A 14,823-nucleotide genomic window follows, 5' to 3' on the forward strand; every position below is an offset into this window, starting at 1 on the left:
GCGTTGATCGCCCAAGTGTCAGCATTGACAGCCGTGGCAACCCTGATGGGCTGCCCGCGCGAAGCCTGGCAGGCGCCGGTCTGGCGGCGCGGGCTCAGTCGCCGGCGTCCTCGCGGTGCTCGTCGTCGTGCCGGGCCATCAGCCAGGCATAGAGGACCACGATCAGCAGATAGCCCATCAGCGCGCCCTGCGAGGCCACCCAGAAGCTGAAGGGCCAGCCGAAGAAGCTGAAGCTGAGGTCCCGCGCGAACCAGGTGAGGCCAAAGCTCAGCACGGTCCAGCCGCCCAGCAGGACGAGGGTGAGGCGCCGCGTGGCCCGCCAGTAGCGGCGATGGCGGCGTTCGCGGGCGGGCGTGGCGGGCTGGTGGAGGGGGTCCATGGCGGGTGTCCGGTGCGCAGTGTGCCTCAGCCGCCGCACGGGCGACAGCGGGCCGGCCCCATTTCGGCGGCCCGGGCAGCCGGGATCCGCCCCGGGCCAGCTTAAAATGCGCGGTTGCTCACAAGACATGGCCCGGCCGAGCCGCTGCCAGCCCCCGGCTGGCCCCGCTGAACGCGAAGGCAGCACCACGGGCACCAATCAGGATCCGTCATGGACATCGAACGCATCAACCAAATCGGCACGACCCTCGCCGACCTCACAGCGCGTACCGACGCGCTAAGGGGGTATCTTTGACTACGACCGCAAGTCTCTGCGGCTGAATGAAGTCAATGCGGCGCTGGAGAACCCCAACGTCTGGAACGAGCCCAAGCGCGCCCAGGAGCTGGGCAAGGAGAAGCGCTCGCTCGAGCAGGTGGTCGAGACCATCAACTACCTCACGAGCAATCTCGCCGACAACTCCGAGCTCTACGAGATGTCCAAGGCCGACGAGGATTTCGCTGGGCTGGAGGCCATCGAAGCCGACGCGGCCAAGCTGACCGAGAAGGTCGAGGAGCTGGAGTTCCGCCGGATGTTCAACAACCCGGCCGACCCCAGCAACTGCTTCATCGACATCCAGGCCGGTGCCGGCGGCACCGAGGCCTGCGACTGGGCCGGCATGCTGCTGCGCCAGTACCTCAAGTACTGCGAGCGCAAGGGCTTCACCACCACGATGGAAGACGAGACGCCGGGCGACGTGGCCGGCATCAAGAGCGCGACCATCAAGGTGGAGGGCGAGTACGCCTTCGGCCTGCTGCGCACCGAGACCGGCGTGCACCGCCTGGTGCGCAAGAGCCCCTTCGACTCCTCGGGCGGCCGCCACACCTCCTTCGCCTCGCTGTTCGTCTACCCGGAAATCGATGACTCGATCGAGATCGACATCAACCCGGCCGATGTGCGCACCGACACCTTCCGCGCCTCCGGCGCCGGCGGCCAGCACATCAACAAGACGGACTCGGCCGTGCGCCTGACCCACATCCCGACGGGCATCGTGGTGCAGTGCCAGGACGGCCGCTCGCAGCACAGCAACCGTGACGTCGCCTGGCGCCGCCTGCGCTCGCGCCTGTACGACCACGAGATGAAGAAGCGCATGGCCGAGCAGCAGAAGCTCGAGGACAGCAAGACGGACGTGGGCTGGGGCCATCAGATCCGCTCCTATGTGCTGGACCAGAGCCGCATCAAGGACCTGCGCACCAACGTGGAAGTCTCCAACACCCAGAAGGTGCTGGACGGCGACCTGGACGCCTTCATCACTGCGTCCCTGAAACAGGGCGTCTGAACAGGCTCCCCCCCCTACCGGCTGCGCCGGCCCCCTCGAGGGGGCGGCCCCGACTGCCCGGCAAAGCCGGATCAGCGGGACCCGCTGGGGAATGCAGGTTGAGGCGTGCCATCTGGCGCGTCTCAACCGATTGAATCCAACAGCTCCGGGTCATGAGCCTGGGGCGCTGACAACACAACTCGAGGAAGTCCGCCATGATGCGTGAAGGCACCGCCGCACTGATCCGCCGCGAAGACTACGTGGCTCCGGCCTACTGGATCCGCACCGTCGACCTGACTTTCGACCTGGACCCGGCGAAGACGCTGGTGACCAGCAAGATGAAGGTCGAGCGCAATGCCGCCGTGCCGCACGGCCCGCTGCGCCTGCACGGCGAGGAGCTGAACCTGCTGCGCGTGCTGATCGATGGCGAGAGCGTGTCCTTCCGCCAGGAGGGCCATGAGCTGATCATCGAGAGCGCGCCGGACGCCGACTTCTCCCTCGAGATCCGCAACACCTGCGCCCCCGAGAAGAACAGCTCGCTGTCGGGCCTCTACACCTCGGGCGGCGGCTTCTTCACGCAATGCGAGGCCGAGGGCTTCCGCCGCATCACCTACTTCCTGGACCGCCCGGACGTGATGGCCGTCTACACGGTCACCCTGCGCGCCGACAAGGCCAAGTACCCCGTGCTGCTCTCCAACGGCAATCTGCTGGAGACCGCCGAGCTGGACAACGGCCGCCACCTGGCCAAGTGGCACGACCCCTTCCCCAAGCCCAGCTATCTGTTCGCGCTGGTCGCGGCGGACCTGGTCTCGCGCGAGCAGCGCATCCGCACCCGCGCCGGCCGGGACCACCTGCTGCAGGTCTACGTGCGCCGCGGCGACCTGGAGAAGACCGAGCATGCGATGAACAGCCTCATCGCCTCCATCGTCTGGGACGAGGCCCGCTTCGGCCTGCCCCTGGACCTGGAGCGCTTCATGGTGGTCGGCGTGTCCGACTTCAACATGGGCGCCATGGAGAACAAGGGCCTCAACATCTTCAACACCAGCGCCCTGCTGGCCTCGCCGGCCACCGCGACCGACGCGGACTTCGCCCGCATCGAGTCCATCGTCGCCCACGAGTACTTCCACAACTGGACCGGCAACCGCGTCACCTGCCGTGACTGGTTCCAGCTCTCGCTGAAGGAAGGCCTGACCGTCTTCCGCGACCAGGAATTCAGCATGGACATGGCCGCCGCGCCCAGCGCCCGTGCCGTCTGCCGCATCCAGGACGTGCGCGCGCTGCGCAGCGTGCAGTTCCCCGAGGACTCCGGCGCCATGGCCCACCCGGTGCGCCCCGACTCCTACGTCGAGATCAACAACTTCTACACCCCGACGGTCTACGAGAAGGGCTCGGAAGTGGTGCGCATGTACCAGACCCTGGTCGGCCGCCAGGGCTTCGAGGCCGGCATGAAGCTCTACTTCGAGCGCCATGACGGCCAGGCCGTGACCTGCGACGACTTCGCCGCTGCCATCGCCGACGCCAACCCCGGCTCCGCCCTGAGCACCCGCCTGGAGACCTTCAAGCGCTGGTACTCGCAGTCGGGCACGCCGCGTGTGCAGGCCCGCGGCAGCTACGACGCCGCTGCCCAGACCTACACCCTGACACTGAAGCAGCACAACCCCGCCACGCCCGGCCAGGAGCACAAGCTGCCCCAGGTCATCCCCGTGACCATGGGCCTGCTGAGCCGTGAGGGTCAGGTCTTGCCCCTGCAGCTGCAGGGCGAAGCCGCCCCGGTGGGCACCGAGCGCGTGCTGGTGCTGGACCAGGCCGAGCAGTGCTTCGTGTTCACCGGCGTGGCCAGCGAGCCTGTGCCTTCGCTGCTGCGCGGCTTCTCGGCTCCGGTGATCCTGGACGACGGCCTCACTGACGCCGAGCTGCTGGTCCTGCTGCAGCATGACGCCGACGCCTTCAACCGCTGGGAAGCCAGCCAGCGCCTGGCACTGAACCGCATCCTGCAGGCCGTGCGCACCGGCGAGGCCCTGGTGCTGGATGCCGCCTACCTGGATGCCATGCGCGCCGTGCTGCGCGACCCGCAGCTGGACGCCGCCTTCAAGGAACTGGCCCTGACCCTGCCGGGCGAAGGCTATGTGGCCGAGCAGCTGGAGGTGGTCGACCCGCAGGAGATCCACGCCGCCGTCGAGGCCGCGCATGTGCAGCTGGCCGCCGCCCTGGCGGACGACTGGGCCGCCGCCTACGAGGCCAACCAGGTCAAGGCCGGCTACGAGCCCAGCCCGGTGCAGTCCGGCCAGCGCGCCCTGGCCAACCTGGCCCTGTCCATGCTGGTGCTCCATGCCACCCGCAACGGCGACGCCGTCTGGCCCGGCCGCGCCTACCAGCGCTTCAAGGACGCCACCAACATGACCGAGCGCCTGGGCGCCCTGTCCGCCCTGGTCAACGCCCATGCCGAGCTGGCCGAGCCCGCGCTGCAGCGCTTCCACGCGCTGTTCAAGCACGAGGCCCTGGTGGTGGACAAGTGGTTCGCCCTGCAGGCCCGCGCGACCGAGAACGGCGGCAAAACCTTCGCCCGCGTCAAGCAGCTGCTGCAGCACCCGGACTTCACGCTGAAGAACCCCAATCGCGCCCGCAGCCTGCTGGCCTCGCTGTGCATGTTCAACCCGGCCGCCTTCCACCGCGCTGATGCCGCCGGCTACGTGCTGTGGGCCGAACAGGTGCAGCTGCTAGACGGCATCAACCCGCAGCTGGCCGGCCGCGTGGCCCGCGCCATGGACCGCTGGACGGTGCTGGCCGAGCCCTACCGCGCCGCTGCCCGCGAGGCCATCGCCCGCGTGGCCGCCAAGCCCGAGCTGTCCAATGACGTGCGCGAGATCGTCGAGCGCGCCCTGGCCTCCGGCGGCGCCACCGCCTGAGCGCCCAGCCCCGCATTCGCAACTTCAAGGTGTTTCCATGACCCGTCGCATCAGCCTCACGCAGTACCTGATCGAGCAACAGCGCCAGCACGGCCACATCCCGCAGGAGCTGCGCCTGCTGATCGAAGTCGTGGCCCGCGCCTGCAAGCGCATCGCCATCAGCGTCAACAAGGGCGCCCTGGGTGACGTGCTGGGCACGGCCGGCAGCGAGAACGTGCAGGGCGAGGTCCAGAAGAAGCTGGACATCATCGCCAACGAGGTGCTGATCGAGGCCAACGAATGGGGCGGCCACCTGGCGGCCATGGCTTCCGAGGAAATGGAGGGCATCTACCTGGTGCCCAACCGCTTCCCGCAGGGCGAGTACCTGCTGATGTTCGACCCGCTGGATGGCTCGTCCAACATCGACGTCAACGTGTCCATCGGCACCATCTTCTCTGTGCTGAAGAAGCCTGAAGGCAGCAAGGGCATCAGCGAGGACGACTTCCTGCAGCCCGGCAGCGCCCAGGCTGCCGCGGGCTACTGCGTCTACGGCCCGCAGACCACGCTGGTGCTCACCGTGGGCGACGGCGTGGCCATGTTCACCCTGGATCGCGAGCAGGGCAGCTTCGTGCTGACGCAGGAAGACGTGAAGATCCCCGAGGACACCAAGGAGTTCGCCATCAACATGTCGAACATGCGGCACTGGGACGCCCCGGTGAAGCGCTACATCGACGAATGCCTGGCGGGCGAGGAAGGCCCGCGCGGCAAGAACTTCAACATGCGCTGGATCGCCTCCATGGTGGCCGACGTGCACCGCATCCTCACCCGCGGCGGCGTCTTCATGTACCCCTGGGACAAGCGCGAGCCCAACAAGGCCGGCAAGCTGCGCCTCATGTACGAGGCCAACCCGATGGCCTTCCTCGTGGAGCAGGCCGGGGGCGCGGCCACCAACGCCCGCGAGCGCATCATGGACCTCAAGCCCACCAAGCTGCATGAGCGCGTGGCCGTGGTGCTGGGCTCGAAGAACGAGGTGGAGCGTGTGACGCGCTACCACCTTGAGCAGGCACAGTAAATTCTGCTATAGTCGCAGTCTTTCGCCGGTGTAGCTCAGTTGGTAGAGCAGCGCATTCGTAATGCGAAGGTCGGGAGTTCGACTCTCTTCACCGGCACCAAAAATTGAATCAAGCCAGATCCGCGAGGGTCTGGCTTTTTTCTTGCCCGGCTCGCTCACGACTGCCTGCGCCTTCCCGCCATGACGCCCCTGCTACGCCGCCTCCTCGGCCTGGCGCCCGCCCTCTTCGCCCTGACCCTCCTCGCGGTCAGCTACCTCGCCCTGAGCCCCGCGCCTCCCAAGGCCGCGGACCTGGGCTGGGACAAGCTCAACCACTTCGCCGCCTTTGGCACGCTGACCGTCCTGGGCGGCCTGAGCTGGCCTGCCCGACTGTGGCGCCCGGCGGCGGCACTGCTGGCCTACGGCGGCCTGATCGAGCTGCTGCAGACCCAGGTACCGGGCCGCTCCGCCGAGTGGGCGGACCTGCTGGCGGACGGCATCGGCATCCTGCTGGGCCTCGCGCTGACGCGGGTGCTGCGGCGCCTTGCCGGGCGGGTGCGCCGCTGAAGGTTGCTTCAAGGTCGCTTCAAGGTCGCGCCAAGGACGCTTGAAGGTCGCCTGAGGAATCGCCCACCCGCGGCGGCCCTGCCGCTGTTCAGCCGGCCCGCGCTGCGCGACACTGTGGCTGTCGACCCGCCCTCTTCATCGCTCCATACCCTGCACCGGGAGGTTCCATGAAGCGACGCCACCTGCTCCTGTCCGCCCTGCTGACGACGGCCGCCGCCCCAGCCCGGGCCCAGGCCCGCCGCATCTACACCGTGGGCGTGGAAGACTACGAGAACTTCCTGCCCTATTCGGAATGGAAGAACGGCGTCTACAGCGGCCTGGGGCGCGACATGCTCGATGCCTTCGCGAGCACCCGCGGCCTGGAGTTCCGCTATGTGGTCCTGCCCCTGAAGCGCCGCGACGCCATGTTCGTGCGCGGGGACCTGGACTTCATCTTCCCCGACAACCCGAACTGGGTGACGACGCTCAAGGGCAATCTGCGCATCGCCTACGCGCCCATGATGGAGTTCACCGACGGCGTGCTGGTCCGCCCGCAGGACCTGGGCAAGGGCGTGGCGCGCATCAAGGTGCTGGGCATCCCCAACGGCTTCACGCCCTACCCTTACCAGCAGCTGATCAACTCAGGGCAGATGCGCATCGAGGAGTCGGTGCAGTACGACCGGCTCTATGAAAAGCTGCAGAGGGGTCGTGTGGACGGGGCCTACCTCAACACGCGCATTGCCGAGTACTACTTCGCCCATGCGGGCACCGACAGCGGCGAGGCCCCGGTCTTCGACCCGGACCTGCCCCATGCCAGCGGGCACTGGTACCTGTCCTCGTACAAGCACCCCGCCGAGGTGCTGGCGATGCGCGACTTCATGCGCGACCGGATCGCCCAGGTCGAAGAGATGAAGCAGCGCTGGAAGTGGCGCTGACGCCGCCCCCGCCGGACCGGCTCAGCGCAGCCCGTTCTCCTTGAGCAGCTGCAGGCTCATCGCCTGCGCCACCGCCTGCGCCCGGTTGCTGGCGCAGAGCTTGCGCAGGATCTTCTGCACATGGTTCTTGACCGTCAGCGCACTGATGCCCAGCAGCAGGCCGATCTCCTGGTTGCTCTTGCCCTGACGCATCCAGGCCAGGACCTGGCGCTCGCGCTCGGTCACGCCTTGCGTGCTCGCGCCGCCCTGGGCCGGACTGTGCTGCAGCTGCAGCTCCTGCGCCTGCACGCGCCGCCAGACGCAGTGCAGCAGCGGCGTCATCAGGTTCAGCAGGGGGGACGGCAGGGGCTCCCGCGAGACCAGCAGGAAGAAGCTCTCCAGCTCCTCGGCGCACTGCGGACGCGACACCCCCAGGACGGACAGGTGCTGCAAGCCCGCCGTCTGCAGCAGGCTCAGGGCCTGCGCAGTGCCTTCGCCGGAGGCCACCAGCCCGGCCAGCGGCAGGGTCTGGGCCTGGCTGCCCGCGCGCAGCCAGCCCTGCTGCAGCCAGGCCAGGCTGGCCGGGTCCTGGAGCCACTGCAGCACCGGCTCGGGCAGCGGCAGGCTGTTGAACAGCTCGGGCTGCAGCTGCCGCCGCAGGGGCGACCAGGCACTGCACAGCATCAGCTGGTGGGGCAGCAGGCGCTGCAGGCTGGCCTGGGTCCAGATGAAGAACTGATGGCGCCGCCTCACCGCCTGGGCCGTCTCGGCGCATTGCCAGAAGGCTTCCGCCTGGCGCTGGCTGGCCCATTCGATGCACGCCTGTGCGCTGTCCTGAGTCATGTGGTCTCCCCCTGCGTCGTCCCTTGTGGCGAGCAGGGATGAGCCTAGGGGCTGCGCATGTCACTTGTTTGAAAGCCGTCAACTGCCTTAGGCGATACGGACCGAAACAAATACCGGATAAATACCAACAAAGAACCACTTGCGCGTCATTCGCACCATTTTCACAATCGGGCCCACAACGATGGAGGTCATGATGAGGACAAGTCTCTGGGGTAGTTGCTTCGCCTTGTGCGCTCTGCTCGCCGTGCCGCTGAGCGCGTACCCACACGGTTACGTCAGCAGCCCGGAGTCGCGCTCCCTGCTGTGCAAGCAAGGCGGCAACAGCAATTGCGGCGCCATCCAGTACGAGCCCCAGAGCCTGGAGGCGCCATCCGGCTATCCGGCCACCGGCCCGGCCGACGGCAGGATCGCCAGCGCCGGCCTGACCCAGTTCGCCGAGCTGGACGAGCAGACGGCCACCCGCTGGACCAAGCGCCCGATGAAGTCCGGCCTGCAGAACTTCACCTGGACCTTCACCGCCAACCACGCCACCCGCAACTGGCGCTACTACATCACCCGGGCCGACTGGAATCCCAATGTGAAGCTCAGCCGCGCCAGCTTCGAGTCCACGCCCTTCTGCCAGGTGGATGGCGGTGGCAAGCAGCCCCCAAGCCCGCTGACCCACAGCTGCAATGTGCCCGTGCGGGCCGGCTATCAGCTGGTGCTGGCCGTCTGGGAGATCGCGGACACCACCAACAGCTTCTACAACCTGCTGGACCTGCAGTTCGACGGCACGCCGCCGGTCTACAGCTGGTCGGCCAAGGGCACCATCTACCCGAGCGTCGACCTGGCGGTGGGGGACAAGGCCTCCACCCGCGTCTTCGATGCCGCCGGCGAACACCCTGAGGTCTCGACCAGGATCACCATCGGCAGCGCCGCCGACGGCGCCAAGACCACCTGGCCCTACCTCCTCGCGACGCGGGTCAATGCCGAACAGTCCCTGCTCCGGGCGGGCCAGAAGGCCGCGGACGGCAGCATCAACCCCGCCTATGGCCAGAACGAGGTCTTCGCCCGCAGCGACAGCCCCTACACCCGCGTGGAGATCCAGATCGACAAAGCCCCGCCGCCCGCCAACGACGTGCTGGTCAGCGGCCTGGCCGCCGAATACACCATCGGCAGTGACGGCAACCTGACGCTCGGATTCAGCGTCACCGCCGTCGGCCAGCTGGACGTCAACGCCACCCTGTTCGATGCCGCCGGCGTGGCCCGCGCCAGTGCCAACGCCTCGCTCAACAACAGCGGCCAGAGCCTGAGCCTGCCCCTCAGCAAGCCAGCGGCCGGCAGCTACCAGCTGGTCGTCAAGGGCACGCCCAAGAGTGGCGGCACCGTGGTCCAGAAGACCTACGCGGTGAACCTCAAGGCCGCCGGCAGCACAAGCTACGACTATGTCTTCCCCACCGGCCTGGGCAGCTACAAGGCCGGCACCCGGGTGCTGCAGAACAAGAACGGCAAGGTCTACGAATGCCGGCCCTCGCCCTACAGCGGCTGGTGCAACATCTGGAGCAGCAGCAACAATGCCTACGAACCCGGCGTGGGCGCCGCCTGGGCGGATGCATGGATCGCGCGCTGAGCCTGTGCGCGTCGTGATGCAACAAGGGGGCCGAGGCCCCCTTGTTCGCTGGGGGCCGGGCCTTCAGGCCGCCTGCGTGCCTCACCGACCTCGGGCCGGGCACGCTACCCCCTAGATTGCTCAGCCGGCGCGCCTCCAAGTGGTCAGATTTGGGGATGCGTACATGCGCGGATGAACCAATAGTGTGCTGGCGGGCAGTGCAAGCCACTGGCCGCATCGAGGTGGCAGGCCCTGCGCCTGCCGTTCACAGCCAACTCAGTGAGGTACATCATGGCACAGGAACTGGTCGCGACCTTTGACGGGCCGCTCAACAGCTTCAGCATCAATCTCAACCTGCAGAACGCCAGCAGCACGGACATCCGCGAGGTCGGCATCAGCGCAAGGACGGCGAAGTTCCCCATCCTCTTCGACACCTTCGGCGGCTTCTCCGGCCCTGCCACCCTGGTGGGCGTCGATGGCGTGGACACCGAGGTGGTGACGGCCCGCTTTGCCAACTTCTCGCCGGACAAGTCGGTGAAGTTCTCCGGCATCGACCCAGACTTCCAGGGGGATGTCTCCTCCGGCGTTCGCGTGGGTGATTTCATGGGGTCCCGCCTGCTGGTCCTCTTCGCGGACGGCTCCACCGGCTTCGGCGAGTTCGAGCCCACCAATGACGGGAAGCTGCGCGCGGTGGCCACGAAGTAAGACCTTGCCAAGGGCGTCGCACGCCCGAGGTTCTTTTCCACCTTCTCACGATTGCAGGAAATAAGGGCTGGAGCACAGCCTGTCGTAGGCCCGAACGACGCGGTTTGGCCGGTCGAGCCCCATGCAGAGCGCCCCGGGCTGAGCTCCAGTCAAGCCGCCATGTGCCGGGCCCCTTCGCCACGCAGATCTCCGCCTCTGGCGGATGCGGCACGGGCCGCCAGTGCTTGCGGGACCGGGCCCGCAGGCACTTGAAGGCCCGGGCTCATTGCCCCAGCCAGACCAGCAGCGGGATGCCGCACAGCGCCATCAGACCGAACAACAGGTAGTTGCCGCTGCGCGGATCGAAGTCGGGCCAGATCTTGGTCCACGACTTCCGCATCAGCCACCGCCCGATAGCCACATCAAAGCCGGCCATGAAGGCCGCCAGGCCCAGGCCCAGCGCCAGGTGCGCCCCGGCTGAGCGCAGGCCGATGCCGGGCACCCACCACCAGCAAATGCCGAACGCGAGCAGCGTGCCAGTCAGCGCACTCAGCTTGATTGCGCGGTCCTTGCCGATACGCGGAATGAGCAGGGTGGTGCGGGCGATGCCGTGCAGGGTTTCGGCGCAGGCCAGCAGCAGGCACAGGGAGGCGATCTCCACCATGCGTCACCAGAAGATCATGTATTTGCGGAAGGCCCCGCGATCATCGGGCATGCCCAGAATCCGGAACATCGCGTCGATGTAGTGCAAGCAGCGCTCACGCGCCTCGGTATCCTCGAGATGGAAGGCCTCCACCGTTGGCTCCATCTGGGCCAGCACCCAGGCCTCGTTGGGATGGTCACCCAGCCCTGCAATCAGGCGGTCCAGCAACTCGTTGATGAGCGGCTCCAGGCGGCGACGCTCTTCGGCGCCAAGCGCTCCCGGCGCATCAATGAACTTGGGCTCGGCACGCAGCGCACGCAGCCGGCCCAGGCGCTCGCTGTCCAGCGCCAGCAGCGCAGGGGTGGCCGAACCCGTCAGCATCTGGTGCGCCAGGGCGGTGGCGCCCAGTCCGGCAGCCATGGCAGCAGTCATCAGTCGGCGTCGTTGCATCAAGCGTGCGGCTTCGCGGTCAAGGGACCCATCTCGTGCGGGAAGGCACACCGGGACATGGGCGCCTATGGTATTCGGCCAGCACTGCCGTGTCCCGCTTCCAGGCAGCGATCTGGCTTTGCTGGCGGCGCTGGACACCCCCCACAGCGCCGGGGCAGGAGCACCTCCCACGGCGTCCGGCCTGCATCGCCGGCTGCCCCACCGCGCAAAGGGCCCTCACGGCCCCTCGCGCGCCGGCGATTCAGCCCCGCCTCACATCACCGGCGCCGGCGTGATGGTCGCCGCGCAATCCCCGAAGCCGATGCGGCGCGCGCCGTCCTTCACGGCGTAGCCGCGCAGGGTGACCGTGTCACCGTCCAGCAGGAAGGTCCGCGTCTCGCCATTGGGCAGCGTCAAGGCCTGCTTGCCGCCCAGACTCAGCTCCAGCAGGGAACCGCCCTCTTCCGGATTCGGGCCGGACTGCGTGCCGGTGCCCAGCAGGTCGCCCGGCTGCAGGTTGCAGCCGTTGCTGGCGTGGTGGGTCAGCATCTGGGCCAGGGTCCAGTAGGCATGCTTGAAGTTGGAACGCATCAGGCGGGTGGCGGGCTGGCCGGCGGCGCGCATGGCCTCGGTCTGCAGCCAGACTTCCAGCTCGATGTCGTAGCCACCCTCGCGGCGGTTCTGCTCGCTGTCGATGTAGGGCAGCGGCTGCGGGTCCTCGGCCGGGTGCTCGAAGGCGCAGCGGAAGGGTTCCAGGGCCTCCAGGGTGACGATCCAGGGCGAGATCGTGGTCGCGAAGTTCTTGGCCAGGAAGGGGCCGAGAGGCTGGTACTCCCAGGCCTGCACATCGCGGGCGGACCAGTCGTTGAGCAGGGTCACGCCAAAGGCATGGGACTCGGCCTCGGCCATCGGGATGGGCTCGCCCAGCGCATTGCCCGGACCGACGAACAGACCCAGCTCCAGCTCGTAGTCCAGGCGCTTGCAGGCGGCCAGCACAGGCACGGCGGCATCAGGCGCCTTGAGTTGCCCCAAGGGGCGGCGCACGCTGCTACCGCTGACACCGATGGAGGACACCCGGCCGTGATAGCCGATGGGCACCCACTTGTAGTTGGGCAGCAGCGGATTGTCCGGACGGAAGAGCTTGCCCACCGTAGTGGCGTGGTGGATGCCGGTGTAGAAGTCCGTGTAGTCGCCGATGCGGCAGGGCACCGCCATCTGGGCCTCGACCTGCGGCACCAGGCAGGTGGCCAGGGCAGTCTCCTGCTTCGAGCCGGCCTGGAGGGCGGCGAAGAGCGCATGGCGCAGCGCGCGGCGCTGGGCGGCGGGCTTGGCCATCACGGCGTTGAGGTCGCCCTGGGCGAGGTGGTGCAGCAGCACGGCGTCCGCGGCGCTCCACTTGCCGGCCGCGGCGGCCAGGCGCAGGTCCAGGATCTGGTCGCCGATGGCCACGCCCACGCGGGCGCTGTCATTGCTGCCGGCGCGGCGGAAGAGGCCGTAGGGCAGGTTCTGGATCGGGAAATCGGTGTCGGGCGTGTTGGCGCTGGCCACCCAGCTCAGGGCCGCCGGGTCGTGGGTGTGGTCGATGAGGCTCATGGCAGTCTTGGTCTTGTCGTCGCTTGGATTTTCAGGGGAAGCCGGCCCTCGGTCCGGCGGGGGAATCGATCGCCAGGGCTCAGGCCCCCAGCGTGTTGTCGCGCGCCAGCTGCAGGGCCTCGGCCAGCACGCGGCGGTCGCCGATGTGATTGGACAGGATCAGCACCAGCTTGGCGAGCAGCAGGTCGGCCTGCTCATCGGAGAGGTCGCGCTGCGCATCGATCAGCTGCTCGTAGAAGCCGTCCGGGTCCGGCAGGTTGGGCGTGCGGATCAGGTGGGTCGTGTTCATGCCGGGAGCTCCTGTGCCAGGGCCTTGCGAACGGCCGCTTCGACCCGGGCCGCATCGAAATGCCGCCAGCGGGCCGCCACGTACTGGTCGGGCCTGAAGAGGTAGACGGTGCCGGGGCGGCCGTCATAGCGCTGGGCCAGCAGGCCTTCGCTGTCGATGAGGTCGCGGCCCACCTCCAGCACCTCCACCGCCACGCGCCCCACCTGCAGCGGCCGGGCGGGGCCGAAGCTCAGCAGCTGAAAGCCGCGCCCTAGCTGCTCGCTGAGCCACGCGGACTGCCCGCCCACACGCAGCGGCGCGTCCAGCAGCGGATGCCCCGGGCGCGGACTGCCTGGCGGGAAGCCGGCATCGGCCGCATCGGCCGTGCTGAGGCTGCTGTCGAGATAGGGCGTGGGCGTGGACAGCCGGCCGCTGTTCACCAGCGGCCGCGCGAAGGGCTCGGTGCGCGCCAGCTCCAGCACGGCATTGCGCAGGCGCAGCGAGGCGCGGCTCTTGGGCGTGATGAAGTCGGTGGAGCGGGTGGAGTTCAGCAGGTTGTCGTCGGCCGCGAAGGTGCGCTCGTGGTCGTAGCTGTCCAGCAGGGCCGCAGGCGCATCGCCGTGGACGACGGCCGCCAGCTTCCAGGCCAGGTTCTCGGCGTCCTGCACGCCCGTGTTGGCGCCGCGCGCACCGAAGGGCGACACCTGGTGTGCCGCGTCGCCCGCGAAGAGCACGCGGCCATGCCGGAAGCGCTCCATGCGGCGGCAGGCGAACTGGTAGATGGAGACCCATTCCAGCGTGAAAGGCACGTCAGGCCCCAGCATGGCCTCGATGCGCGGGATCACGCGCTCGGGCTTCTTCTCCTCCTGCGGATCTGCGCCCCAGCCCAGCTGGAAATCGATGCGCCAGACGTTGGCGCACTGCTTGTGCAGCAGCACCGACTGCCCCGGATGGAAGGGCGGATCGAACCAGAACCAGCGTTCCGGCTCGGCGCCCAGGCGGCGCAGGGTGGCGCCGTGGCCGCGCAAGCCGTCGTCGGCGGCATCGGCAGCCTGAGGCTCGACCACCACGTCGGCGATCAGGAAGCGATCCTGGAAAGCCTGCCCGCGGAACTCCGCGCCCAGCATCCGGCGGGTGTCGCTGCCGGCGCCGTCGCAGGCCAGCAGCCACTGGGTGCGCATGGGGAAGACGCCGTCGGGCGTCTCGACCTGCAGGCTCACGCCGTCATCGTCCTGCGTCAAGGACAGCAGCTTGTGCTTCCAGCGCAGCTCCACCAGGGGCGAAGCCTCGCAGGCCGCAACCAGGCGCTCCTCCAGGTAGTACTGCTGCAGGTTGATCATGGCCGGCAGCTTGTGGCGGTCCTGGGGCAGGAGGTCGAACTGGTAAGCCAGACCTTCGCCATGGAAGACCTTGCCGACCTTCCACTTCACGCCCTGCTGCACCAGCGGCTCGGCCACGCCCAGGCGGTCCCAGACCTCCAGGGTCCTCTTCGCATAGCAGACGGCGCGGGAGCCGATGCTCACGCTGTTGTTGTCATCCAGCACCACCACACGCAGGCCGCGGGAGGCGCAGTCCAGCGCGAGGCTCAGGCCTATGGGCCCGGCACCCACCACCACCACGGTGTGCGCCTGAGGCTGGCCGAGGCGCTGCTCCTCGCTCTGGTAGTAGTCGAAGACGGGGTACTGGTAGGTGCTGAGCATGGTCGG

Annotated in this window: 14 protein-coding genes and 1 tRNA gene; 8 read left to right on the forward strand and 7 right to left on the reverse strand. The window is 68.2% G+C overall.

Annotated elements, in window-relative coordinates:
- Positions 1 to 94: 94 nt before the first annotated feature.
- Positions 95 to 379 carry a DUF4212 domain-containing protein gene (locus tag O9Y01_RS10010; protein WP_269631455.1) on the reverse strand — a complete coding sequence of 95 codons (285 nt, stop codon included), beginning with the start codon at positions 377 to 379 and terminating at the stop codon, positions 95 to 97.
- 210 nt (positions 380 to 589) lie between these two features.
- Between O9Y01_RS10010 and prfB the strand changes: the two genes are divergently transcribed.
- The 6 genes from prfB (at position 590) to O9Y01_RS10040 (ending at position 7,090) form a co-directional block, all read left to right on the forward strand.
- Positions 590 to 1,694, forward strand: a protein-coding gene (gene prfB / locus O9Y01_RS10015; RefSeq protein WP_269631456.1) for a peptide chain release factor 2 whose coding sequence is annotated in 2 segments (ribosomal slippage) — positions 590 to 670 and positions 672 to 1,694 — 1,104 coding nt in all. Because the reading frame shifts where the segments join, the coding sequence is not laid out codon by codon here.
- Between the two features lie 197 nt (positions 1,695 to 1,891).
- On the forward strand, positions 1,892 to 4,579 hold the full coding sequence (pepN, locus tag O9Y01_RS10020) for an aminopeptidase N (protein WP_269632106.1): 2,688 nt from the start codon (positions 1,892 to 1,894) through the stop codon (positions 4,577 to 4,579).
- Positions 4,580 to 4,616: 37 nt separating this feature from the next.
- Positions 4,617 to 5,630, forward strand: a complete 1,014-nt coding sequence (locus tag O9Y01_RS10025; RefSeq protein ID WP_269631457.1) for a class 1 fructose-bisphosphatase — start codon at positions 4,617 to 4,619, stop codon at positions 5,628 to 5,630.
- 24 nt (positions 5,631 to 5,654) lie between these two features.
- Positions 5,655 to 5,730 (forward strand) — tRNA-Thr (locus O9Y01_RS10030).
- 80 nt (positions 5,731 to 5,810) lie between these two features.
- The gene (locus O9Y01_RS10035) at positions 5,811 to 6,176 is read left to right on the forward strand and encodes a VanZ family protein (protein ID WP_269631458.1); all 366 of its coding nucleotides are present in this window, start codon (positions 5,811 to 5,813) and stop codon (positions 6,174 to 6,176) included.
- A gap of 167 nt (positions 6,177 to 6,343) precedes the next feature.
- Positions 6,344 to 7,090 carry a substrate-binding periplasmic protein gene (locus O9Y01_RS10040; RefSeq protein WP_269631459.1) on the forward strand — a complete coding sequence of 249 codons (747 nt, stop codon included), beginning with the start codon at positions 6,344 to 6,346 and terminating at the stop codon, positions 7,088 to 7,090.
- Between the two features lie 21 nt (positions 7,091 to 7,111).
- Here O9Y01_RS10040 and O9Y01_RS10045 read toward each other — a convergent pair whose 3' ends face one another.
- Positions 7,112 to 7,912 (reverse strand): helix-turn-helix transcriptional regulator, encoded by an 801-nt coding sequence (locus tag O9Y01_RS10045; RefSeq protein WP_269631460.1) that lies wholly within the window; start codon positions 7,910 to 7,912, stop codon positions 7,112 to 7,114.
- A gap of 193 nt (positions 7,913 to 8,105) precedes the next feature.
- Between O9Y01_RS10045 and gbpA the strand changes: the two genes are divergently transcribed.
- Both gbpA and O9Y01_RS10055 read left to right on the forward strand, forming a co-directional pair.
- Positions 8,106 to 9,521 carry an N-acetylglucosamine-binding protein GbpA gene (gbpA, locus tag O9Y01_RS10050; protein WP_269631461.1) on the forward strand — a complete coding sequence of 472 codons (1,416 nt, stop codon included), beginning with the start codon at positions 8,106 to 8,108 and terminating at the stop codon, positions 9,519 to 9,521.
- 270 nt (positions 9,522 to 9,791) lie between these two features.
- Complete coding sequence (locus tag O9Y01_RS10055) at positions 9,792 to 10,205, forward strand: hypothetical protein (RefSeq protein ID WP_269631462.1); 414 nt, start codon at positions 9,792 to 9,794, stop codon at positions 10,203 to 10,205.
- A gap of 262 nt (positions 10,206 to 10,467) precedes the next feature.
- Here the strand turns inward: O9Y01_RS10055 and O9Y01_RS10060 are convergent, their stop codons facing one another.
- From O9Y01_RS10060 to O9Y01_RS10080, 5 genes are all read right to left on the reverse strand, one after another.
- Positions 10,468 to 10,848: a hypothetical protein gene (locus tag O9Y01_RS10060; protein WP_269631463.1), complete on the reverse strand. Its 381-nt coding sequence runs from the start codon at positions 10,846 to 10,848 to the stop codon at positions 10,468 to 10,470.
- A gap of 3 nt (positions 10,849 to 10,851) precedes the next feature.
- A complete protein-coding gene (locus O9Y01_RS10065; protein WP_269631464.1) occupies positions 10,852 to 11,247 on the reverse strand; it encodes a DUF4844 domain-containing protein in 396 nt (131 codons plus the stop codon).
- Between the two features lie 282 nt (positions 11,248 to 11,529).
- Positions 11,530 to 12,849, reverse strand: a complete 1,320-nt coding sequence (gene fahA, locus O9Y01_RS10070; protein ID WP_269631465.1) for a fumarylacetoacetase — start codon at positions 12,847 to 12,849, stop codon at positions 11,530 to 11,532.
- Positions 12,850 to 12,928: 79 nt separating this feature from the next.
- Positions 12,929 to 13,138 carry a DUF2783 domain-containing protein gene (locus tag O9Y01_RS10075; protein WP_269631466.1) on the reverse strand — a complete coding sequence of 70 codons (210 nt, stop codon included), beginning with the start codon at positions 13,136 to 13,138 and terminating at the stop codon, positions 12,929 to 12,931.
- Positions 13,135 to 14,817: an FAD-dependent oxidoreductase gene (locus tag O9Y01_RS10080; RefSeq protein ID WP_269631467.1), complete on the reverse strand. Its 1,683-nt coding sequence runs from the start codon at positions 14,815 to 14,817 to the stop codon at positions 13,135 to 13,137. Before O9Y01_RS10080 ends, O9Y01_RS10075 begins: the two co-directional genes overlap by 4 nt.
- Between the last annotated feature and the right edge of the window lie 6 nt (positions 14,818 to 14,823).

It is taken from the genome of Pelomonas sp. BJYL3, assembly GCF_027257975.1.
GTDB classification, from domain to species: domain Bacteria; phylum Pseudomonadota; class Gammaproteobacteria; order Burkholderiales; family Burkholderiaceae_C; genus Roseateles_B; species Roseateles_B flavus.